14 protein-coding genes are annotated in these 22852 nt (G+C 70.2%); 10 read left to right on the plus strand and 4 right to left on the minus strand.

The window, feature by feature from the left end:
- The first annotated feature begins 76 nt into the window (after positions 1-76).
- Together H8B22_RS08515 and H8B22_RS08520 are read left to right on the plus strand one after the other, a co-directional pair.
- Positions 77-346 (plus strand): YcgL domain-containing protein, encoded by a 270-nt coding sequence (locus H8B22_RS08515; RefSeq protein WP_187711019.1) that lies wholly within the window; start codon positions 77-79, stop codon positions 344-346.
- Positions 339-3695 carry an ankyrin repeat domain-containing protein gene (locus H8B22_RS08520; protein ID WP_187711020.1) on the plus strand — a complete coding sequence of 1119 codons (3357 nt, stop codon included), beginning with the start codon at positions 339-341 and terminating at the stop codon, positions 3693-3695. The genes H8B22_RS08515 and H8B22_RS08520 overlap by 8 nt, the downstream gene beginning before the upstream one ends.
- Positions 3696-3719: 24 nt before the next feature.
- On the opposite strand, the gene H8B22_RS08525 is transcribed toward H8B22_RS08520, so the two are convergent.
- Entirely contained in the window at positions 3720-5579 is a 1860-nt protein-coding gene (locus H8B22_RS08525) for a monovalent cation:proton antiporter-2 (CPA2) family protein (RefSeq protein WP_187711021.1), read from the minus strand.
- A gap of 100 nt (positions 5580-5679) precedes the next feature.
- Here H8B22_RS08525 and H8B22_RS08530 point away from each other — a divergent pair, with 100 nt between their 5' ends.
- The 6 genes from H8B22_RS08530 (at position 5680) to H8B22_RS08555 (ending at position 12411) form a co-directional block, all read left to right on the plus strand.
- Positions 5680-6543, plus strand: a complete 864-nt coding sequence (locus H8B22_RS08530) for an energy transducer TonB (protein WP_225876170.1) — start codon at positions 5680-5682, stop codon at positions 6541-6543.
- A gap of 168 nt (positions 6544-6711) precedes the next feature.
- On the plus strand, positions 6712-8169 hold the full coding sequence (zwf, locus tag H8B22_RS08535; protein WP_187711022.1) for a glucose-6-phosphate dehydrogenase: 1458 nt from the start codon (positions 6712-6714) through the stop codon (positions 8167-8169).
- 25 nt (positions 8170-8194) lie between these two features.
- On the plus strand, positions 8195-8896 hold the full coding sequence (gene pgl, locus H8B22_RS08540) for a 6-phosphogluconolactonase (RefSeq protein WP_187711023.1): 702 nt from the start codon (positions 8195-8197) through the stop codon (positions 8894-8896).
- A complete protein-coding gene (gene edd, locus H8B22_RS08545) occupies positions 8896-10737 on the plus strand; it encodes a phosphogluconate dehydratase (protein ID WP_187711024.1) in 1842 nt (613 codons plus the stop codon). The genes pgl and edd overlap by 1 nt, the downstream gene beginning before the upstream one ends.
- Positions 10734-11726 carry a glucokinase gene (gene glk / locus H8B22_RS08550; protein ID WP_187711025.1) on the plus strand — a complete coding sequence of 331 codons (993 nt, stop codon included), beginning with the start codon at positions 10734-10736 and terminating at the stop codon, positions 11724-11726. Before edd ends, glk begins: the two co-directional genes overlap by 4 nt.
- A 28-nt stretch (positions 11727-11754) precedes the next feature.
- Positions 11755-12411, plus strand: coding sequence for a bifunctional 4-hydroxy-2-oxoglutarate aldolase/2-dehydro-3-deoxy-phosphogluconate aldolase (locus tag H8B22_RS08555; RefSeq protein ID WP_187711026.1), 657 nt, complete (start codon positions 11755-11757; stop codon positions 12409-12411).
- Positions 12412-12658: 247 nt separating this feature from the next.
- Here H8B22_RS08555 and H8B22_RS08560 read toward each other — a convergent pair whose 3' ends face one another.
- Positions 12659-15427 (minus strand): TonB-dependent receptor, encoded by a 2769-nt coding sequence (locus H8B22_RS08560; RefSeq protein WP_187711027.1) that lies wholly within the window; start codon positions 15425-15427, stop codon positions 12659-12661.
- A gap of 418 nt (positions 15428-15845) precedes the next feature.
- On the opposite strand from H8B22_RS08560, the gene H8B22_RS08565 reads away from it, so the two are divergent.
- A complete protein-coding gene (locus H8B22_RS08565; RefSeq protein WP_187711028.1) occupies positions 15846-17270 on the plus strand; it encodes a sugar porter family MFS transporter in 1425 nt (474 codons plus the stop codon).
- Positions 17271-17517: 247 nt separating this feature from the next.
- On the opposite strand, the gene H8B22_RS08570 is transcribed toward H8B22_RS08565, so the two are convergent.
- Complete coding sequence (locus tag H8B22_RS08570; protein WP_187711029.1) at positions 17518-19542, minus strand: glycoside hydrolase family 97 protein; 2025 nt, start codon at positions 19540-19542, stop codon at positions 17518-17520.
- A 99-nt stretch (positions 19543-19641) separates the two neighbouring features.
- Positions 19642-21255 carry an alpha-glucosidase family protein gene (locus H8B22_RS08575; protein ID WP_187711030.1) on the minus strand — a complete coding sequence of 538 codons (1614 nt, stop codon included), beginning with the start codon at positions 21253-21255 and terminating at the stop codon, positions 19642-19644.
- A gap of 158 nt (positions 21256-21413) precedes the next feature.
- Between H8B22_RS08575 and H8B22_RS08580 the strand changes: the two genes are divergently transcribed.
- Complete coding sequence (locus H8B22_RS08580) at positions 21414-22823, plus strand: MFS transporter (protein WP_187711031.1); 1410 nt, start codon at positions 21414-21416, stop codon at positions 22821-22823.
- Positions 22824-22852 lie beyond the last annotated feature (29 nt).

Below are 22852 nucleotides of genomic sequence, written 5' to 3' on the forward strand. Positions count from 1 at the left end.
CGAAAAGGGCTACCCATGCGAATGGGGACGGTTATGCTGTGCGCGTTGTCACGCGGCGAGTCCGTCCCCCGATCGCATGCAAGCCTACGTCTACAAGAGCCTCCGCAAAGCCGACACCTACGTGTACCTCGGCGCGCGCGACGACTTCGCGCGCCTGCCCGATCCCGTGCGCGCGCAACTGGGCAACCTGCAGTTCGTGCTGGAAGTGGCGCTGACCCCGGACCGCAAGCTCGCCCGCGAAGACGTGGCGGTCGTGCGCGAGAACCTGGTCGCGCGCGGCTTCCACCTGCAATTCCCGCCGACGGTCGAAGACCCGATGACGGAAGACTGGGGCACCGATGCCTGAGGCCATCGCGGCGCCGCCCGCCACCGAATCCGCCGCCGCGCCGGCCGTGGTCGCCCGTACCCCGAGCCTCGCCCTGGCCTGGGCCAGCCTCGCCGCCGGCGTGGCATTGGCGGCGCTGTCCGGCCTGGGCGGCGTGGCCGCAATCGCCGCGCTGCTGGCGCAGCCGGCGTTCGCCCTGGCCGTCGCGCAGCTGCGCGGCCGCGAATTCGCCACACCCAAGGCGTTGCTGCACGAAGCCGGCTGGCTCGCCCTGCTGTGGGCCGGGGCAGCGGTACTGACGCTGGCTGTGGTCGCCTGGCCGCTGTCCGCGCTGACCGCGGGCGGTTCGCTGCCGGCCGCGCTCGGCCTCAGCTTCATGGCCGGCGTGGTGCTGCTGGGGCTGTGGCGGCTGTGGCCGCTGTGGCACGGCATGGAAACCGAAGGCGGCCTGCCCATGCGCCATTGGCGCGAGCTGGGCGAACTCGATGCCGGCGCATGGCGCGGCTTCGGTGTCGCCGCGATCGTGACGATGCTGCTCGGCGCGATCGTGCTGCTCGCCTGGCCGGGCCTGCTCGGCAGCGCGGCGCGCTGGGCGCTCGCGGGCAGCGTGCTGCTGGCCTCGCCGCTGCTGCACTGGCTGCTGCAGCGCACCGCCGCGGCCGACGCCCTGCCCGAACCCGAGATCGTCGCCGAAACCGATGCCGACGCCGCCAGCGAACTGCCCCTCAGCGGCCTGCCGCTGGAGGCCGAACTCTACGCCGCGGCCCGCGCCGGCCGGGTCGAGCAGGCACTGCAGCTGATCGACGCCGGCGCCGACGTGCACGCGCCGCCGCCGCAGGCGGAGCGCGACCAGCGCAGCCTCGCCGTGCTCGCCGCGGTACTGCCGGACCTGCGCCTGCTGCGCGCGCTGATCGCCCGCGGCAGCGACCTCAACGCCGCGCACGCGGGCATGACGCCGCTGCTCGCCGCCACGCGCGACAGCTGGCACGGCCGCCCCGACGCGGTGATGACCCTGCTCGCCAACGGCGCTGACCCGCGCGCCGTCGACTTTGATGGCAACACCGCGCTGCATCACGCCGCGCGCAGTTCCGACCCGGGCGTGGCCGCGCTGCTGCGTGATGCCGCGGCCGAGATCGACGTGCTCAACGTCGACGGCCTCTCGCCGCTCGGCGTCGCCTGCGCCGCGGGCAACTGGCGGCTGGCGAAATTCCTGCTCGAACGCGGCGCCCGGCCCGAACCCGTCGGTGGCCAGCCCGCGCTGCTCGCTGCGGCCGGCACCGAGGAAGACGACGCCGCCGGCGTGCAGTTGCTGCTCAAGCAGAAGGCCAAGGCCGACGCGCGCGACGCCCACGGCCGCAGCGCGCTGCACGAAGCCGCGTTCGCCGGCCACGCCGAGATCGTCGAGGTGCTGCTCGCCGCCGGTGCCGATCCGGCCGCCAGCGACCGCCTCGGCCGCACGCCGGTGCTGGAAGCCGCGCGCGGCGGCCGCCTCGCCGTGCTCGAACGCCTGCTGACGCAGTTGCCCAAGGGCGGCGCCAACGAAGCCGCGGCTGCAGATGCGCACGGTCGTGGCGCGCTGATGCTCGCAGCCATGTCCGAGAACGCCACGCCCGCGCTGATCGAGCGCCTGCTCGCCCTCGGCCTGGATGCCGAGATGCGTGACTTCGACGACAAGCGCGCCATCGACCGCGCCGCCGAAGCCGGGCGCTGGGCGCTGGTTGCGGCGCTGGACCGCGCCTATCCCCTGCCGTCGGCGGTGAGCGACACGCTCGACTCGCCCGACGCACCGTTGCCCGACCGTGCCCCGGCCGCGCTGCTGCGCGAAGGCCTGCACGAGCGCCGCGGCAACGAGCTCGACGGGCTCGCGCAACTGCTGGGCCCGCTCGAGCTGGGCGCGCTGCTGCACGACGAGGCCCCCGCGCCCAGCCCCGAACAGGTCGAACGGCTGCTGCGCTGGGGCGCCGATGCCGGCGTCCGCGACGGCCGCGGCGACACCCCGCTGTTCGCCCTGCTGGTGCGCGGCCCGTCGGCGTTGCCGGCACTGCAGACGCTGCTGCGCCGCGGCGTCTCGCCCGCCGGCAGCGGCGGCCTGGCGCGTTTCCTCGCGGCCTGCTCGGCCAGCGAACAGGCCGCGCGCGGCCTCGAATACTTCGCCCTCGACCTGCTCGAGCGCGGCGCCGATCCGTTCGCGCCGTCGCCCGCCGGCGATCCGCCGCTGGCGCTGGCCGTGCGCCTGGGCTGGTCGCGCCTGGTCGACCGTCTGCTCGCGATCGGCGTCAGCCTGGACGGTCGCGACAGCCACGGCATGAGTGCGCTGCACCTGGCCGCCGCGCTCGGCCGCGAAGCAATGTTGAAGAAGCTGGTCGCGCAGGGCGCCGCGCCCGATCTGCTCGCCGCCGACGGGCAGACGCCGCTGGGCGTCGCGCTGTCGTCCGGCCGCCGCGACCTCGCCGACTGGCTCGACTGGCGCGGCTGGCCGCTGCCGAAGCGGCCGCTGCGTGCGTCGGACGTGCCGGCCGCGGCGATCGTCGGCGATGCCGACGCGGTGCGTCGCCTGCTCGATCTCGGCCTGCCGGTCGACGCCTGCGACAGCCAGGGCTGCAGCGCGCTGCTGCGTGCGGCCGGTGGCGGTCATCGCGCCGTCGTCGACCTGCTGCTCGCGCGCGGCGCCGATCCGCAACTGGCGGCGCACTCGGGCGCGACGCCGCTCTCGGCCGCGGTCAGCATGCGCCACGTCGAAGTGGTCGATCGCCTGATCGCCGCCGGCGTCTCGCTGGAACAACGCCTGCCCGGCGACCTCACCGTGCTGATGGTGGCCTGCGCGCTCGGCCTGCCCGACATGGCCGCGCGCCTGCTGTCGGCCGGCGGCAACGTCCACGCCACCGATGCACAGGGCCGCACCGCGCTGCATTGCGCGGCGATGTTCGGCTTCACCGCGCGCGAACGCGCGCGCCTGGTCGCGCTGCTCGACACCCTGCTGCTGGCCGGCGCCGAAGCCGACCTACCCGCGGCCGGCGCCACGCCGCTGCTGCTGCTGCTCGGCGCGCGCGCCGAGCCCGGTTCGGCGGCCGACGAGGACGTGCTGATCGCCGGCATCGACCAGCTGCTCGACCACGACGCGCGCCTGGACGCGCAGGACCCACGCGGCTTCGGTCCGCTGCACCTGGCCGCGTTGCACGGGCTGATGCGCGTGGTGCTGAAGTTGCTGCGCGCCGGTGCCGACCCGTCACAGCGCGACACGCTCAACCGCCCCCCGCGCGAGATCGCGGTGATGCGCGGCTTCGTCGACATCGCCGCCGAACTGGTGCCGACGCCGGCCGCCCCGGGCGGCGGCGACGTGTCGATGGCGCGCTTCCTGCGCGAGCGGTAAGCCCGCAGTACGCCGCGCGGCGCGCTACGCGCCGCCGCCCTCGCGCGGCGGCCGTGTCGCCACGATGTCGCCGAGCACGCCTTCGCCGGCGTCGGCGTTCAACAGTTCCTCCAGCTCCAGGCGCGCTTCCTGCACGGTCTGCTTGAGCGCGTCCTCGTCGTCGCGCACCTGGTACTGCGCCAGCAGCAGGCGTTCGTCGTGGTCGTGGAAGCGCTGCGCGTGGTGGCGCGCGGTCTCCGCCGGCACGCCGAGTTCGACCAGCACCTGCTCGCCGAGCTTGAGGCTGGAATGGAAGGTCTCGCGCATGATCCGCGCGCCCAGGTCCATCAGCTCCCAGGCGTGGCGGCGGTCGCGGGCGCGGGCGAACACCACCGCGTCCGGGTACAGCCGGCGCACCACTTCCACCGTGCGCAGGTTGGCTTCCTGGTTGTCGATCGCGACCACGAACACCTTCACCCCGGCGGCGCCCGCCGAGCGCAGCAGCTCGGGCTTGGCCGGATCGCCGTAGTAGATCTGGTTGCCGAAGCGCCGCGAGAAGGCGACCTGCTCGATGTCGTTCTCGATCACCAGGAACGGCGTGCGGTTCGCCGCGAGCAGGCGCGCGACGATCTGGCCGAAGCGGCCGAAGCCGGCGATCAGCACCTGCGGATGCCCGTCCGGGATCGCATCGAACGCGCGCTTGGGCTTCGCCACCGGGTGCGCGACGAGCAGGCGCGACACCGCGATCACCAGCACCGGCGTCAGCGCCATCGACAAGCCGACCGCGGCGACGAGGCGGTCGCGCAGGGCGTTGTCGAACACGCCGGCCTTCACCGCTTCGCCGAAGACGACGAAGGCGAATTCGCCGCCGGCCGCCAGCACCGCGGCCAGCTGCAGCGATTCGCGCCGGCCCAGCCCGCCCGGGCGCACGCCGACCGCGAGCAGCAGCAGGAACTTGATGCCCATGAAGCCGGCGACGATCGCCGCGATCAGCAGCGGCTCGGCGAGCACGCGCTGCACGTCGATGCTCATGCCCACGGCCATGAAGAACAGGCCCAGCAGCAGGCCCTTGAACGGATCGATCTGCGATTCGAGTTCGTGGCGGAACTCCGAATCGGCGAGCAGCACGCCGGCCAGGAACGCGCCCAGCCCCGACGACAATCCGGCCAGCTGCATCACCCACGCCGCCCCGAGCACGGTCAGCAACGCGGCGCCGGTGAAGACCTCGGGCATCTGCGTGCGCGCGACGACGCGGAACAGGTGCCGCAGCACCACCCGGCCGCCCAGCCCCACCACCGCGATGGCGACGACCGCCTTGAGCACCGCCAGCGAGATCGGTTCGCTGCCCTGTGCATGCGCGTGGCCGAGCAGCGGGATCGAGGCGAGCAGGGGAATCGCGGCGAGGTCCTGGAACAGCAGGATCGCGAACGCCAGCCGGCCGTGCTCGCTCGCCAGCGCCTTGCGCTCCGACAACAGCTGCAGCCCGACCGCGGTGGAGGACAGCGCCAGGCCGAGGCCGGCGACCAGCGCCGCCTTCCATTCGAACGCGCTGCCCAGCGTCGCATCGCCGAGCAGGCTCGCGCCGAACATCGCCGCGCACGCGAGGGCGATGCCGCTGAGCACCACCTGCGCGCCGCCCGCGCCGAACACCGGCTTGCGCATCACCCGCAGGCGCGATGGCGACAGTTCCAGGCCGATGACGAACAGCATCATCACCACGCCGATCTCCGACGCGGTCAGCACGCGGTCCGCATCGCGGACCACGCCGAGCACGTGCGGCCCCAGCACCACGCCCGCGGCGAGGTAGCCCAGCACCGCGCCCAGGCCGAAGCGCCGGAACACCGGCACCGCGATCACCGCGGCGAGCAGGAAGACCAGCGGCAGTTCGAGTCCATCACCGTGCATGCAGCACCTCCGTTGCGGGGATTATGAAGCCGGCGGACGGTTATGCTCGGCCTTCGACAGGGCAAACGGCACCAACACAGGAAGGGGGATTGCAATGAGGATGCATCGGGGATCCATCGTCGCCGGCGTCGTACTGGCGTTGGCCGCCTGCCTGGCCGCGGCGAGCGAGCCCGCCGAGAGCCGCGCCGAGGTCCGCAAGCAGGTCGAGGCCAGCATGCTGGTTACCGGCCGGATCGAGATCGACACCGCCGGCAAGGTCATCGGCTATGCGCTGGACAAGCAGGACCGGTTGCCGCGCGGCGTGGTCGACATGGTCGGCAAGGCCGTGCCGGCGTGGAAGTTCGAGCCTGTGGTGATCGACGGCAAACTGGTTAGGGCCGCCGCCAGCATGAGCATCCGCCTGGTTGCGAGGAAGCTCGATGACGACCACCTCACCGTGGATATCCGCAGCGCCTCCTTCGGCAGTGAGGGCGGCAAGGCAGAGGAAATGATCCGGCCGGCAAAGCGCTTGATCGCTCCGGGCTATCCGGCGGCCGCTGTACGCTCCGGCGTGACCGGTGCGGCGTATCTGCTGGTCAAGGTGGGCCGCGACGGCAAGGTGATCGATGTGGCGACCGAGCAGGTCAACCTGAAGGTGGTCGCGACCGGCGATCAAATGGCCCGCTGGCGCGACCTGCTCGCGGCCGCATCGATGAGCCAGGCGCGCAAGTGGTCGTTCGCTCCGCCTACCGAAGGGCCGGCTGCCGGCGCCGAGTTCTGGGTCGTGCGCGTACCGGTGGTCTACGCCTTCGACCGCACGGCGTATGGCACCTGGGAGGGCTACGTACCCGGCCCCCGCCAGCCCAATCCGTGGCAGAACGAGGACAAGGAAGGCGTCGCCTTCAGCCCCGATACGCTGCCCCCCGGAGGCGCTTACCTCGCCGGGACGGGGCTGAAATTGCTGACCGCGCCGTCGGGCGGCTGATCCGGCGCATGACGATCGCCATCGGCAAGATTGATGGCGATCCACTCGCCAGGAATGCGGCAGTGGCGCCCACACACACTGTCAGTCGCACGCTCCTGTAATCGTTTGCAGCACAGTCCTGCACAGCCGCAGTATTAGGCTGTCCGGATGTCTCCTTCGGTCCCCACGATGCGAACTCCCGCCTCCCTGCTGGTGATCTTCGGCGCGACCGGCGACCTGGCGCAGCGCATGCTGTTCCCGTCGCTGTACGGCCTGCAGGCGGACGGGCTGCTGCCGCCGGCGATGCGCATCCTCGGCACCGGCCGTACCGAAATCGACGGTGACCGCTTCCGCGCACAGATCGGCGAGGCGATCCGGCGCAACCTCGCCCCGGTCGAATGCAACGAAGCCACGCTGCAGGCGCTGCTCGTGCGCGTCGATTACCTGGCCGCCGATACCGGCGACGCCGCGTCGCTCGAGCAGCTCGGCGAGCGCATCCGCGCGCTGCGTGGCGACGGCGATGTGGTCTACCACTTGAGCACCGCGCCGCGCTTCTACACGCCGGTGTGCGAAGCGCTCGGCCGCATGGGCCTGGCCGGGCCGGGCACGCGGGTGATGCTGGAAAAGCCGATCGGCCACGACCTGGCCAGCGCGACCGCGATCAACGACGGCGTCACCCGCTACTTCGACGAGGAGCGCGTGTTCCGCGTTGACCACTACCTCGGCAAGGAAGGCGTGCAGAACCTGCTGGCGCTGCGCTTCGGCAACGTGATGTTCGAACCGCTGTGGAACGCGCGCCACGTCCAGCAGGTGCAGATCACCGTCGCCGAAACCGTCGGCGTGGAAGGCCGCGGCGACTACTACGACCACTCCGGCGCGATGCGCGACATGCTGCAGAACCACATGCTGCAGCTGCTGTGCCTGGCCGCGATGGAGCCGCCCGCGCACTTCGAACCCTCGGCGGTGCGCAACGAGAAGATCAAGGTGCTGCAGTCGCTGCGCCCGATCGGCCGCAACGACGTGCTGACCGAAACCGTGGCCGGGCAGTACACCGCCGGTGCGGTCGACGGGCACATGGTGCCGGGCTATCTCGACGAGCTCGGCCGTCCCAGCCACACCGAGACCTTCGTCGCGCTGCGCGCGCACGTCGACAACTGGCGCTGGTCGGGCGTGCCGTTCTACCTGCGCACCGGCAAGCGCCTGCCGGCGCGCACCACCGAGATCCACCTGCAGTTCCGCGCGGTGCCGCATTCGATCTTCCCCGGCGCGCACATGCAGCCCAACGCGCTGACGATCCGCCTGCAGCCCGACGAACAGATCGAACTGAAGCTGATGAGCAAGACGCCGGGGCTGGACCGCGGCGGCGTGCGCCTGTCGGAGGTCGCGCTCGACCTCGACATGCACGCGGAATTCGCCGCGATCCGCCGCCGTCCCGCCTACGAACGGCTCTACCTCGATGCGATCGAAGGCAACGGCACCCTGTTCGTGCGCCGCGACGAGACCGAAGCGGCGTGGGCCTGGATCGACGCCATCTTCGACGGCTGGCGCCACGCCGGCGTCACCCCGCGCCCGTATCCCGCCGGCACCTGGGGGCCGGCCGCCGCGGTGGCGATGGCCGAGCGGCACGGCCACAGCTGGCGTGACTGACGCGTCCACGACCACGGAGCCTGCGATGGCCTGGATCGAACACCGTTATCCCGACGCCGCCGCGCTGGCCGCCGCGCTGGCCGCGCGCCTGGAGGACGTGCTGCGCGAAGCCATCGCCTCGCGCGGGCACGCGATGCTGGCGCTCGCCGGCGGACGCACGCCGTTCCCCGCCTATCGCGCGCTGGCCGCGCGCGCGCTGGACTGGCGCAAGGTGGTGCTGATGCCCACCGACGAACGCTGCGTGCCGCACGACCATCCGGCCTGCAACCTGCGCGAGATGCGCGAGGCGTTCGCGTCGGCGCAGGGCGTGCGCTTCGCCTCGCTCACCGTCGACGATGGCGATCCCGGCCGTTCGGCGGTGCACGCGAGCACGCTGCTGTCGCAGCACGCCGGCACCTTCGACGCGGTGGTGCTCGGCATGGGCAACGACGCGCATACCGCCTCGTTGTTTCCGGGCGCGGCGAACCTGGCCGCGGCGCTCGATCCGCTGGCCACGTTCGACGCCTGTCGCATCGATCCACGGCCGCTTCCGCCCGAAGCCCCGTTCCCGCGCATTACCCTCACGGTCGCGCGCCTGCTGCGCGCGCGCGGCGTCCACCTTGCCCTCGTCGGTGCCGGCAAGCGCGCGGTGCTGCGTGAGGCGCAGGCGGCGCGCGATCCGCTGCGGCAGCCCGTCGCGGCGATCTTGGATTCGCCCGCCGCCGTGCACATCCACTGGAGCGAATGATGGCGCTGCACCCTGTCACCGAACGCGTCACTCAGCGCATCGCCGACCGTAGCCGGCCGACGCGCGCGGACTACCTCGCACGCGTGGACGCGGCGCGCCAGTCGGTGCCTGCGCGCACCCACCTGGGCTGCGGAAACCTCGCCCACGGCTTCGCCGCGGCGGGCGAGGACAAGCCGCGGTTGCGCGGCGCGCGCGGCGGCAACATCGGCATCGTCAGCGCCTACAACGACATGCTCTCGGCGCACCAGCCGTACGAGCCGTATCCGGCGCTGATCCGCATGGCTGCGCGCAACGCCGGCGGCAGCGCGCAGGTCGCCGGCGGCGTGCCCGCGATGTGCGACGGCGTGACCCAGGGTCGCGCCGGCATGGAGATGTCGCTGTTCTCGCGCGACACGATCGCGCTGGCCACCGCGGTGGCGCTCTCGCACGACATGTTCGACGCGGTGCTGTGCCTGGGCATCTGCGACAAGATCGTGCCGGGCCTGCTGATCGGTGCGCTGAGCTTCGGCCACCTGCCGGTGATCTTCGTGCCGGGCGGGCCGATGCCGTCGGGCCTGCCGAACAAGGAGAAGGCCGCCGTGCGCCAGCGCTACGCCGAAGGCAAGGCGACGCGCGAGGAACTGCTGGCGGCCGAATCGGCGTCCTACCATTCGCCCGGCACCTGCACGTTCTACGGCACGGCCAATTCCAATCAGATGCTGATGGAGGTGATGGGCCTGCACCTGCCGGGCAGCGCCTTTGTCAATCCGCACACGCCGCTGCGCGATGCGCTGACCGTGGCCGCGACCGAACAGGCATTGCGCATCACCGCGCTCGGCGACAACGCCGGCTACCGCCCGCTGGCGCACACCATCGACGAAAAGGCGATCGTCAACGCGATGGTCGGCCTCGCCGCGACCGGCGGCTCCACCAACCATGCATTGCACCTGGTCGCGATCGCACGCGCCGCGGGACTGATCATCGACTGGGACGACCTCGACGAGCTGTCCCGGGTCACGCCCTTGCTGGCGCGCGTCTATCCCAACGGCAGCGCCGACGTGAACCATTTCCACGCCGCCGGTGGCATCGGTTTCGTCATCCGCGAACTGCTCGATGCCGGCCTGATGCACGCCGACATCCGCTGCGTGCACGGCGGCGACCTGCGCCAGCAGCAACTGGAGCCGTACCTCGACGACACCACGCTGCGCTGGCGCGAGCCGCCCGCGCAGTCGCGCGATGCGGGCATCGTGCGGCCCGCGACGGAACCGTTCGACAGCGAAGGCGGCCTGCGTCGCCTGCAGGGCAACCTCGGCCGCGCCGTCGCCAAGATCTCCGCGGTGGCGCCGGAATACCGCGCGATCACCGCGCCCGCGCGCGTGTTCGATACCCAGGACGCGATGCTCGACGCATTCAAGGCCGGTGCGCTCGAAGGCGACTTCGTCGCCGTGGTCCGCGGCCAGGGCCCGCGCGCCAACGGCATGCCGGAGCTGCACAAGCTCACCCCGCCGCTGTCGGTGCTGCAGGACCGCGGCCAGCGCATCGCGCTGTTGACCGACGGGCGCATGTCGGGCGCGTCGGGCAAGGTGCTCGCCGCGATCCACGTGTCACCCGAAGCCGCCGATGCCGGTGCAAACGCGCCTATTTCGCGCATCCGCGATGGCGACCTGCTGCACATCGATGCCGACGCCGGCACCCTGGACGCGCTGGTCGATGCCGCGGAATGGGACGCGCGCGCGCCTGAACTCGCCTCGCTGCACCCCAATCGCACCGGCCTCGGTCGCGAGCTGTTCGCGCTGATGCGCACCCAGGTCGGCACGGCGGAGCAGGGCGCGTGCAGCCTGTTCGTCGCGGAGGCGCCATGAGTTTCGCCTCGCCCACCCTCGCCCTGATCGCCGACGTCGGCGGCACCAACGCGCGTTTCGCGCTGACCGATCCCGCCACCGCCGCGCCGGAGATCATCGAGCCGCGCTCGCTGGCCACGGCGAAGTTCGCCAGCCTGCAGCACGCCGCCGAGCACTACCTCGCCGAGCTCGGCGCGAATCCCGACAGCGCGGCGATCGCGGTCGCCAGCCCGGTGCACGGCGAGGAGATCCGCCTCACCAACCGCGCGTGGTCGTTCACCCGGCGTGAGTTGAAGCAGGCGCTGGGCCTGCGCCAGCTGTCGGTGATCAATGATTTCGGCGCGGTGTCGTGGGCGATTCCGGCGCTGCAGCCGCACGAATACGTCACCCTGCACGGCCGCGACGACGCGCCGCTGGTGGGCCCGGTCAGCGTGATCGGACCGGGCACCGGCCTGGGCGTGGCGCTGCTGGTCGGCGATGCGCAGCGCGGCTGGAATGCGGTCGAGACCGAAGGCGGCCACGTCAGCTTCGCGCCGCTCGGCGAGGAGGAGCTGATGATCGCGCGCTGGCTCACAGCGCGCTTCGGTCGCGTCTCCACCGAGCGCGTGCTGTCCGGCGCCGGCCTGTCGTACATCGACGCGATCCTGCGCAGCGACGGCAATGCGCCGCACGACGTCGCGTTGCGCGATCCGGCGGAGATAGTCGCGGCCGCGCTCGAAGGCCACGACGTGTCCTCGCGCCGCGCGCTGGCGCGGTTCTGCGCCGTGCTCGGCAGCGTGGTCGGCGATGCCGGCCTGATCCACGGCGCGCGCACGGTGATGATCGCCGGCGGCATGGTGCCGCGCTTCATTCCGTTCCTGCGCAGCAGCGCGTTCCGCGAGCGATTGCTCGCCAAGGGCCGCTTCGTCGCCTACCTCGAATCGATGACGATCCGCGTCATCACCCATCCCCATCCGGGCCTGCTCGGCGCGGCGGTGGCCGCGCGCGCGGCCCAGCGCGCTTCCCAATAAAGCCGCCCCATCTGCCCGAGAGCTTCCGATGAACACGACGCCGACCAACCTCCATGCCCAACGCATCGACCAGGTGCTGCTGCGCGCACCGGTGGTGCCGGTGTTGAGCATCGCCCGCCTCGAGGACGCGGTGCCGCTGGCGCGCGCGCTGGTCGACGGCGGCTTGCCGGTGCTGGAGGTGACGCTGCGCACCGAAGCGGCGATCGGCGCCATCCGCGCGATCCGCGAACAGGTGCCCGACGCGAGCGTCGGCGCCGGCACGGTGCTGACCGCACGCGACCTGTCCGCGGTCGAGGCCGCGGGCGCGAGCTTCGCCATTTCCCCCGGCGCTACCGACGCGCTGTACGCCGCGGCCAGCGACGCGCGCATCCCACTGCTGCCGGGGATTGCCACGGCGAGCGAACTGATGCACGGACTGGAGCTGGGCTACCAGCGCTTCAAGTTCTTCCCCGCCGAATCCAGCGGCGGCATCGGCGCGTTGAAATCGTTCGCCGGCCCGTTCGCGCAGGCGAAATTCTGCCCGACCGGCGGCATCGACGCGGCGAGGGCGCCGGCTTACCTGTCCCTGTCGAACGTGATCACCGTCGGCGGCTCGTGGATGGTGCCGGCCGACGCGCTGGCCGCCGGCGACTGGCAACGCATCGCCAACCTCGCGCGTGCAGCGGCGGCGTTGCGCATCGCCTGATACCCATTCCGGCCCGCAACGCCCGGCACATTGACGTAGCCCGGGTAAGCGCAGCGCACCGCGCCGCGGCGAGGTTCACGGGCGACGATGACGAACGCGCCGCAGCGCGCAGCGCACGTACCGTCGCGGTTTCGGACCGCAGGTGCGTCGCGCCTCGTCATCTCGCGTTGTCCACGACACGCAAAGAAAAGGCCCTTGCCGGGGAGAGTGCCGGCAAGGGCTGGTTGTCCAAGCGGAGGCCCGTCGCTTAGAACTTGTAGTTCACACCGAACAGGTAGGTGCGGCCCCACTCGATGTTCTCGAGCGGACGGTCCTTGCTGCCGGCGTAGGTGCGGTAGTCGGAGTTGTTGAGGTTGCTCACCTGGAACAGCACGCTCAGGCCCTTCACGCTTTCGTCGCTGAAGCTGTAGCTGACCTGCGCGTCGATGATGTCCTCGCCGACCACGTAGCGCAGCGTGCGGTTGCCGGCGAAGTTGCCGATCTCGCCGATGAAGTCCGAACGCTTGCGCTGGCTGACGCGGGCCTCGAAGCCGCCGCGTTCGAAGTACGCGGTCAGGTTGTAGACCTCGTCGGACAGGCCCGGCAGGGTGATCTCTTCGCTGCCGACGCTGGACGTACTTTCCGGATCGCGGACCTTGATGTTGCTGTCGTTGAAGCTGGCGCTGGCGATCACGCCGAAGCCGCGCAGCGGCTCCCACACCATCTCCAGCGGCAGCGATGCGGTCAGCTCGACGCCCTGCAGCTTGCCGCCCTTGCCGTTGTACGGCGCGGTGAAGCGGCCGGTGGTCAGGGTCGGCGGCTCGCTGGGGCCGGGCACGTAACCGGCGACGAAATCCGAGAAGTCGTAGCCGTCGCGGGTCTGCGTGAAGATGTAGCTGCGCAGGTCCTTGTAGAAGTACGCCGCGGCCACGTAGGCCTTGTTGCCGAAGTACTTCTCGTAGGACACGTCGAACGCGTTGGCACGCCAGGGATCCAGGCGCGGGTTGCCGCCGCTGCCGCCGGGTTCACCGGTGGTGGTGTTGACGCCGAACTCCAGCGACGAGCGCAGCTGGTCGACGCGTGCGCGCGCGACCTGGCGGGCCAGGGCGAAGCGCAGCGTCTGGTCGGCGGGAAGCAGGAACGCCAGGTTCATGCTGGGCAGCACGTCGGTGTACTTCTTGCCGTCCTCGAACGGACGCACGTTGCTGCCCGCGGGCTGCGAGTTGTCCCAGTAGTTGGCGCTGGAGGACTGGTCGGTGTGCTGGACCTGCACGCCGAAGTTGCCGCGCACGCCCACCGAGCCCCATTCGGTGTCGATGTTGCCCTTGAGCCAGGCGGTGGCGATCTTCTCGTTGACCGTCCAGGCCTTGGAGACCAGGTAGGAGGCGTTCTCGTTCGGCGCGAAGGTCATGTAGCGCGCGACCGCACCGGGGACGTTCCACGAAGGAATCTTGCCGAGGCCGGCGAAGCCCAGGTCGACCAGGCCGTACTGCAGGTCGGGCGCGATCGCCGTGATCCCCTGCGCGCCGAGGTTGATGCCGCCTTCCGGCTGGTGCTTTTCCTTCTCGCGGTCGGCGTAGTTCAGGCCGACGTCGATGTCGTTGAGCCAGCTGCTGAACATTGCCGGTGCGGCGAACGTGGCGGCCAGCTTGAAGCTCTTCAGCTCGTCCTGCACGTTGGGGGTCTTGCCGTAGCCCGAGCCGTAGATCGTGTTGGTCAGGAACAGACGGGTCGGATCGGAGTAGTCCAGCCCCGCGGAGATCTGCGAGAAATCATCGCCGCGGAAGTCGATGCCGAGCGTATCGAGCTGCTTGTACGGCAGCAGCTGCGTGTTGTTCTCGAGGTTGAGTTCGTCGCGCGTGGCCTTGGACCAGCTGACGTCGGCGACGATCTTCACCGATTCGAGATTGAACTCGTTGTTCCAGCCGAACGCGTCGATCTTGTCTTCGCGCTTGTTGTACATGCCGCGGACCAGCGGGTAGACGTTGGCGATCGTGCCGCCGGTGACGGTGTTGTTGTCGTTGACGTCCACCGAGATCACGGTCGGCGGCAGCGGCACGTTGCATTGGCCATTGGGCTCGCAGCCGTTGTAGCCGAAGTTCACTTCCCACTGGTTGGCGGTGTCTTCCTGGGTCGCCTCGGAGTGGAACAGGTCGACCGTGCTGGTCCAGATGCTCGACGGGCGGAACTCCACCGTAGCCATCACGCCGTCGCGCTCGACGTAGCCGGTGCGGCGAAGCGCCTTCATGCCGGCGGTGGTGGACGGGTTGCCCGCGCTCGGTGTCGACCACGGCTCGTAGATGCCGACCTGGTTCTCCTGGATGGGCGTCTTCGAATGCGAGTAGCCCAGCGCGAGGCCGATGGTGCGGTCGGCGAACTGGCCGATGTAGCTGGCGTTGATGCGCTCGCCATAGCCGGAGGCATCGGCGGCAGCGCCGAGCGAGTTGCGCTGGCCGCGCACGCTGACCGCGGTGACGCTCTTGTCGAAGCGCAGCGGGCGCACGGTCTGCATGTCGATGGTGCCCGACAGGCCCTGGCCGATCAGGCCGGCATCGGGGGTCTTGTACACGGTCACGCCGCTCATCAGCTCGGACGGGTACTGGTCGAACTCGACGCTGCGGTTGTCGCCGGTGCTGACCAGTTCGCGGCCGTTGAGCAGCGTGGTGGCGAAGTCGGGCGACAGGCCGCGCACGCTGATCACCTGGGCGCGGCCGGCGACGCGCTGCGCGGCCAGGCCGGGCAGGCGGGCGATGGATTCGGCGATGCTCACGTCGGGCAGCTTGCCGATGTCTTCGGCCGAGACCGATTCGACGATCGAGGTGGATTCCTTCTTGGTCGAGATCGCGCTCTCGATGCCGACGCGGATGCCGGTGACCGTCACCGATTCCAGCGTCTTGGCGTCTTCCTTCTTCGCGGCCTCGTCCTGCTGCGTCGGTTGCGGTTGTTCTTCGGCGGTCTGCGCCTGTGCCGCGGCGGCAAGCATCATCGTGGCCGATGCCAGCGCGACGCTGAGCAGGTTTCTCTTGAACTGCACCATCACTCCCCCTCCGGAATGAGTTCTTCTGGGTGTGCTCCCGGTGGTGCGCATGTCGTCATGCGATCCCCGCGGAACTGTAGGTACGTCGGGCCCATGACCATGACGCAGGCCGATGGTAGTCCCGGGCAACCGTGCACAAATTCCGCTGCATACGTATTCATGCAAACCTGCAGGCAAAACCTGCATCGCGGTCATGCGGACGGCGCCGTGCGGCGTGTTCGCGCTGAAGCCGGTGTCGACCTCCGTCGCAGTCGACCCTCCATCCCGATGGCCCCTGCCGCCATCGCGGCGCACACTGCATACGTATTCAGCCGGACGTGCCGCGCGGGCCCTGCGCAGAATCGCGGCGAACCCGGAGCGGCACGGCGGGCGCCCATACGGCGCCCGCCCGCCACCGGAGCACACCCTGGGAGGGGCAATGAGCAGCATCGAGACGGCGGCAGAAGGAACGGGGCAACACGCGACCATGCGCGTGCTGCTGATTTCGGCGGCGGCGGCACTGGGCGGGTTCCTGTTCGGATTCGACACCGCGGTGATCAACGGCGCGGTGGATGCGGTGCGCGGCAGCTTCGGCCTGAGCGCGGCGGCGATCGGCTTCGCGGTGTCGTGCGCGTTGCTGGGCTCAGCCGTCGGCGCCTGGTACGCCGGCCCGCTGGCCGATCGCTACGGCCGCGTGCAGACCATGCGCGTAGCCGCGGCGTTGCTGGCGGTGAGCGCGCTGGGCGCCGGCCTGGCGTTCGGCGTGTGGGACCTGATCGTATGGCGCGTGGTCGGCGGCATCGGTGTCGGCATGGCCTCGGTGATCGCGCCGACCTACATCGCCGAAGTCTCGCCGGCGCACGTGCGCGGCCGCCTTGGCTCGCTGCAGCAGCTGGCGATCGTGCTCGGCATCTTCGCCTCGCTGCTCAGCGATGCCTGGCTTGCCGGCGCCGCCGGTGGCGCGTCCAAACCGTTGTGGCTGGGGCTGGAGGCATGGCGCTGGATGTTCCTGGTCGCGGTGGTGCCGGCGCTGGTGTACGGCGTGCTGGTGTTCGGCGTGCCCGAGTCACCGCGCCACCTCGTCGCCAAGGGGCGCCTGGCCGAGGCGCGCGCGGTGCTGATCGACGTGCTCGACCTGCGCAACGCCGCCGCGCTCGATGCCAAGCTGCACGACATCGAGCACAGCCTGCGCCGCGAATACCGACCGACCCTGCGCGACCTGCGCGGGCCGGCCGCCGGCCTGCTGCCGGTAGTGTGGATCGGCATCCTGCTGTCGGTGTTCCAGCAGTTCGTCGGCATCAACGTGATCTTCTACTACTCCTCGACGCTGTGGCATTCGGTCGGCTTCAGCGAGGCCGATTCGTTCTCGATCACCGTCGTCACCTCGATCGTGAACGTGCTGGTGACGCTGGTCGCGATCGCGCTGGTGGACCGGCTCGGGCGCAAGCCGCTGTTGACGGTCGGTTCGGCCGGCATGGCGGTGACGCTGGGGTTGATGGCGGTGTGCTTCACCCACGCCACCGGCAGCGGCGCGCAGCTGAGCCTGCCCGAGCCGTGGGGCGTGACCGCGCTGGTCGCCGCGAATGCCTACGTGGTGTTCTTCGGCCTGAGCTGGGGGCCGATGGTGTGGGTGTTGCTGGGCGAGATGTTCCCCAACCGCATCCGTGCGATCGCACTCGCCGTCGCCGCGTCGGCGCAGTGGTTGGCCAACTTCCTGATCACCGCGACCTTCCCGTCGCTGGCCGAGATCGGTCTGAGTTTCGCCTACGGCCTGTACGCCGCATTCGCGGTGCTGTCGCTGGTGTTCGTGGTGCGCGCGGTGCGCGAGACGAAGGGCATGGAATTGGAAGAGATGCGGGACTGACAAGTCTCATTCTTCTCCCCGCTTGCGGGGAGAAGATGCCCGAAGGGCAGATGAGGGGCGGCTTTTTCTGCCACGTGACGTGACGTCCCCTCACCCTGCGCCGCTACGCGGCGCTGTCCCTTGCTCTGCCCCCGGCCCTTGCGCATGGCGCAAGGGCGTTCAGGCGGACGTGCGCCAGTGGCGCACAAGCGCCCGCCTTCACCCCGCAAGCGGGGCGAGGGATTCGGCGGAATGAACTGTCTGCGGGTCAGCGCTTCGGTACGAAGCGGATCGCCACGCCACCGCCGGACCCGAGCGCGAACTCCAGCGTGTCGCCACGCTGCACCGTGCGTTCCTCGCGCACGAACGCGAACGGATTGGACTTCCAATCCGCGCCTTCGCCGTCGCGGTAGATCTGCGCGGTGTAGCGGGTCTTCGCGTCGAGGAAGCCCAGCGGGATCGTGATGCGGCGTGCGTTCTCGTCGGTGACGCTGCCCACGTACCAGTCGGCGCTGTTGCGGTCCTTGCGCGCGATGGTGGCGTAGTCGCCGACTTCGCCGTTGACCACGCGCGTGTCCTGCCAGTCGGTGGGTACGTCGACGATGAACTGGAATGCGTCCATGTGCTGCGCGTAGTGCTCGGGCAGGTCGGCGGCCATGTGGATCGGGCTGTACAGCACCACGTAGTCGGCGAGTTGCCGCGCCAGCGTGTTCTGGATCGGCTGGCCGCCGCGGCCCTTGAGGCTGACCACGCCCGGGGTGAAGTCCATCGGCCCGGCGAGCATGCGGGTGAAGACCAGGTTGGGTTCGTGCTCGGGCGGATTGGGCGGCGCGCCCCAGGCATTGAACTCCTGTCCGCGCGCGCCTTCGCGCGAGACCCAGTTCGGATAGGTGCGGCGCAGGCCGGTGTCCTTGATCGGCTCGTGCGAATTGATCGCGACATGGTGCTTCGCCGCCGCCTGCAGCACGCGCAGGTGGTGGTTGCTCATGAACTGGCCTTCGTGCCATTCGCGCAGCACCGGACCGCCGGCGACATCCTGGCGTTCGATCTGGCCGGCGTCGCAGACGTAGCCGGTCTTCACCGCATCGATGCCCAGTTGCGCGAACAGCGCGAACGCGGCGTCCATCTGCCGCTCGTAATGGCTGACCGCGCAGGCGGTCTCGTGGTGGCCGATCAGGTGCACGCCCATCGCTTTCGCGTAGGCGGCGAGGCCTGCAATATCGTAGTCGGGCGTGGGCTTGCTGAAGTCGAAGTTCCAACCGTTGGCGAACCAGTCGCCGTCCCAGCCCACGTTCCAGCCCTCCACCAGCACGCCACGGAAGCCGTACTTGGCGGCGAAGTCGATGTAGCGCTTCGTGTTCTCGGTGGTCGCGCCGTGCTTCGGCCCGGTGCCCCAGGTCTGCTGGTCCAGGTGCAGCGACCACCACACCCCGACGTATTTGGACGGCTTGAACCAGCTGACGTCGCCGAGCTTGTTGGGCTCGTTGAGGTTGAGGATCAGGTTGGATTCGACCAGCCCGCCGGCGCGGTCGGCGACCTGGATCGTGCGCCACGGCGTGGCGAACGGCGTGTGCCGCACCACCTTGGCCGGGCTGCCGGGCGTCAGCAGCGCGCGCAGGCGGCCGTCGCCGCCCTTGGCCAGGTTCATGCCCGCGTAGTCGACCAGCGCGGCTTCGTGGATCGACAGGTGGGTGCCGTCGCCGGTGCGCAGGGTGATCGGGGTCTGCGCCACGCCCACTTCCGCCAGCGGGGTACGGTTGTAGAGGTATTCCTCGCGGTTCCATTCGAAGGCCGGGAGCCACCACGCGGTCGCCGGCTGCGCGATCGCGAACTCGGTGAGTTCCTCCTCGATCTGCACTTCGTCGAGCCTGGGCTGCCTGGGCAGTTCGTAGCGGAAGCCGATGCCGTCGTCGAACACGCGGAACACCACGTCCATGCGCCGGTGGTCGCGATCGCCTTCGACGAAGCTCGCGCGCAGCTCGTTGTAGTGGTTGCGCACGTAGCGGCGTTCGCCCCACGGCTGCTCCCAGGTTTCGTCGAAGCCGCGCGTGGCCTGCGTGTCGAGCTTGAAGCCGCGCAGCAACTGGCGGTCGTTGCGCAGGATGAAGCCGAGCCGCGAGTCGGCGAGCAGCGGCTGGCCCTTGCGCGCGACGCGGTAGGCGAGGCGGCCTTCGCCATTGAGGTCGAGCTCGACCTGCAGCGTGCCGTCGGGCGAGGCCACGCGGGCGACGGTGTCGGCCTGTGCCGGCGCGCTCAGCGCCAGCAGCAGGGCCACGGAAAGCGGAACACGCATCTGCAGCTCCCTGGATGGGGCCGGATCACCCGGCCACGAATGCGACGACGCGTCGCGACAACGCAGCGCACGCGGAACGCGCGCCGCTGCTGCGATTGCTTACAGCACGCCGTAGAACGCCGCGTGCGCCGGCAGCCGCACGCGGCCGGCGTCGATGCGGCCGTTGACCACGCCGGGCGCGGCCACCGGGGTCGGGTCGTGCCCCGCGGGCAGCACGAATTCCACGGCTGTGGCAGACAGGTTGAACGCGACCAGCAGTCGCGCGTCGCCGCTCTCGCGGACGAACGCCAGCACCGGTTCGGGCGTGTCGAGGAAACGGATCGCGCCGTCGACCAGCGCCGGCTGCGTGCGCCGCCAGCGCAGGAACGCGCGTGTGGCGTTCAGCACCGAATGCGCATCGGCATCCTGCGCGGCGACATTGCGTGCGCGGTGCTCGGCCGGAATCGGCAGCCACGCCTTGCCGTCGCTGAAGCCGGCGTGCGCCGTGCCGTTCCACGGCATCGGCGTGCGGCAGCCGTCGCGGCCCTTGAAGGTGGGCCAGAAGGCCTTGCCGTACGGATCCTGGATCGCCTCGTAGGGCACGTCCGCCTCGTCCAGGCCGAGTTCCTCGCCCTGGTACAGGCACACCGAGCCGCGCAGCGAACACACCAGCGCCACCAGCTGCGCCGCGAACGCGTCGCTGGCGTGCGCGCCGCCCCAGCGCGTCACCGCGCGGCGCACGTCGTGGTTGGAGATCGCCCAGCACGGCCAGCCTTCGGTCATGCTCGCTTCCAGCCGCTCCACCGTGCCGCGGATGTAGGCGACGCTGAAGTCGTCGACCAGCAGCTCGAAGCTGTAGCCCATGTGCAGGCGGCGGTCGTTGACGTACTCGGCGGTGGTCGCCAGCGAATCCTCCGAGGAGATCTCGCCCAGCGTGGTCGCTTCGGGATAGCGGTCCAGCAGCGCGCGCAGCTCCTCCAGGAACGGCAGGTTCTCCGGCTGCGTGTTGTTGTAGTGGTGGTACTGGAACGCGTACGGGTTGTCGGGGCTGAAGCCGCGCCCGGTGCGCAGTTCCGCCGGCTTGGGCGGGTTGTCGCGCAGCTGCGCGTCGTGGAAGCAGAAGTTGATCGCGTCCAGGCGCAGGCCGTCGACGCCCTTCTCCAGCCAGAACTTCACGTTGTCGAGCGTGGCTTCGCGCACGGCCGGGTTGTGGAAGTTCAGGTCCGGCTGTGCGGAGAGGAAGTTGTGCAGGTAGTACTGGCCGCGCCGCGGTTCCCACTTCCACGCCACGCCGCCGAAGATCGACAGCCAGTTGTTGGGCGGCGCGCCATCGGGCTTCGCGTCCGCCCACACGTACCAGTCGGCGCGCGGGTTGTCGCGGCTCTCGCGGCTCTGCCGGAACCACTCGTGTTCCATCGAGGTGTGGCTGAGCACCTGGTCGATCATCACCCGCAGGCCCAGCGCGTGCGCCTTCGCCAGCAGGCGTTCGAAGTCGGCGAGCGTGCCGAACAGCGGGTCGACATCGCGGTAGTCGGCGATGTCGTAGCCGAAGTCGGCCATCGGCGACTTGAAGAACGGCGAGATCCAGATCGCGTCGACGCCGAGGCTGGCGACGTAGTCGAGCCTGTCGACGATGCCGGGCAGGTCGCCGACGCCGTCGCCGTTGGTGTCCAGGAAGCTGCGCGGGTAGATCTGGTAGATCACCGCGCCACGCCACCAGCGCTTCGTTGCCATCGGCTCCCGGCCCCATTTCCTGCAGAGCCGCGACTATTCCATGCCGCGCGCCCGGACAAACGGGCGCCCGGTCATGGCGCCGCTTGAATACGATTACATTTCATTGTGCAGTGCGGGTGCTGTCTACCATGCCTGCCGCATTCGATCGAGGACGCCTGATGAAGCAAAGCGCCGTGCAGGGCACCGGCAACCGCCGCAAGCCGCAACTGTCGTTCTGGCAGATCTGGAACATGTCGTTCGGCTTCCTCGGCATCCAGTTCGGCTTCGCGCTGCAGGGCGGCTTCATGTCGCGGATCTTCCAGACGCTGGGCGCGGAGAAGGACGCGCTGCCCTTGCTGTGGATCGCCGCGCCGCTCACCGGCCTGCTGGTGCAGCCGGTCATCGGTTATCTCAGCGACCGCACCTGGCACCCGCTGTTCGGCCGTCGTCGTCCGTACTTTCTCGTCGGCGCGGTGCTCAGTTCGCTGGCGTTGCTGGCGATGCCGCATTCCTCGGTGCTGTGGATGGCCGCAGGCTTGCTGTGGGTGCTGGATGCGTCGATCAACATCTCGATGGAGCCGTTCCGCGCGCTGGTCGCCGACAAGCTCGACGAGCGCCAGCGTTCCTACGGCTTCGTCCTGCAGACCCTGATCATCGGCGTCGGCACGTGGGTGGCGAGCAACCTGCCGTGGTTCGTCGCGCAGCTCGGCGTCGCCAACGAAGCCGGGCCGGGCGTGGTGCCACCGTCGGTGAAGGTGGCGTTCTCGATCGGCGCGTTCGTGTTCCTCGCCAGCATCCTGGTCACCGTGCTGACCACGCGCGAGGATCCGCCCGCCGACCTGCAGCGTTTCCGCGAGGAGCGGCTGCAGGGCAAGGGCCTCGTCGCCGAGATCCTGCACAGCATCGCGCACATGCCGCGACAGATGCTGGCGATCGGCATCGTGCAGTTCTTCAGCTGGCTGGCGTTCTTCTCGATGTGGTCGATGGCGACGCCGGGCCTCACCGAGCACGTGTTCAAGGCGCCGGCGCCAGATCCGGCCGCGTTCGACATGGCCGTGCCGGGGCAGGCCGCGGCGTTCCAGTCCGCCAATGCCGCGTTCCAGAATGCCGCCGACCTGGTCGGTTCGTACATGGGCTACTACGGGTTGTCGTCGATGCTCGTGGCCCTGCTGCTGAGCTGGTACGCGGCGCGGCGTCCGCTCAACCGCCGGCTCGTGCATTTCGTCTCGCTGCTCGCCGGCGGCATTGGTTTCGTGTCGATGTACTACGTGTCGTCGCCGGCGTGGCTGATCGGTTCGTTCGCGCTGGTCGGCGTGGCCTGGGCCAGCATCCTGTCGATGCCCTACGCGCTGCTGGCCAGCTGCGTCGAGCCGGCGAAGATGGGCGTGTACATGGGCATCTTCAACATGTTCATCGTGATCCCGCAGATCGTCGCGGCCACGATGCTGGGGCCGTCGCTGCGCGCGTTCTTCCACAACGAGCCGATCCATGCGCTGGTCATCAGCGGCGTGAGCCTGATCCTGGGCGCCCTGTGCCTGGTGCGCGTGCACGAACCTGCGCACGACGTCGCCGCCGTACCGGCCAACTGAGCCGCACGCCTACCGCATTACCGACAGGA

This window comes from Lysobacter terrestris (assembly GCF_014489475.1).
Lineage (GTDB): Bacteria > Pseudomonadota > Gammaproteobacteria > Xanthomonadales > Xanthomonadaceae > Agrilutibacter > Agrilutibacter terrestris.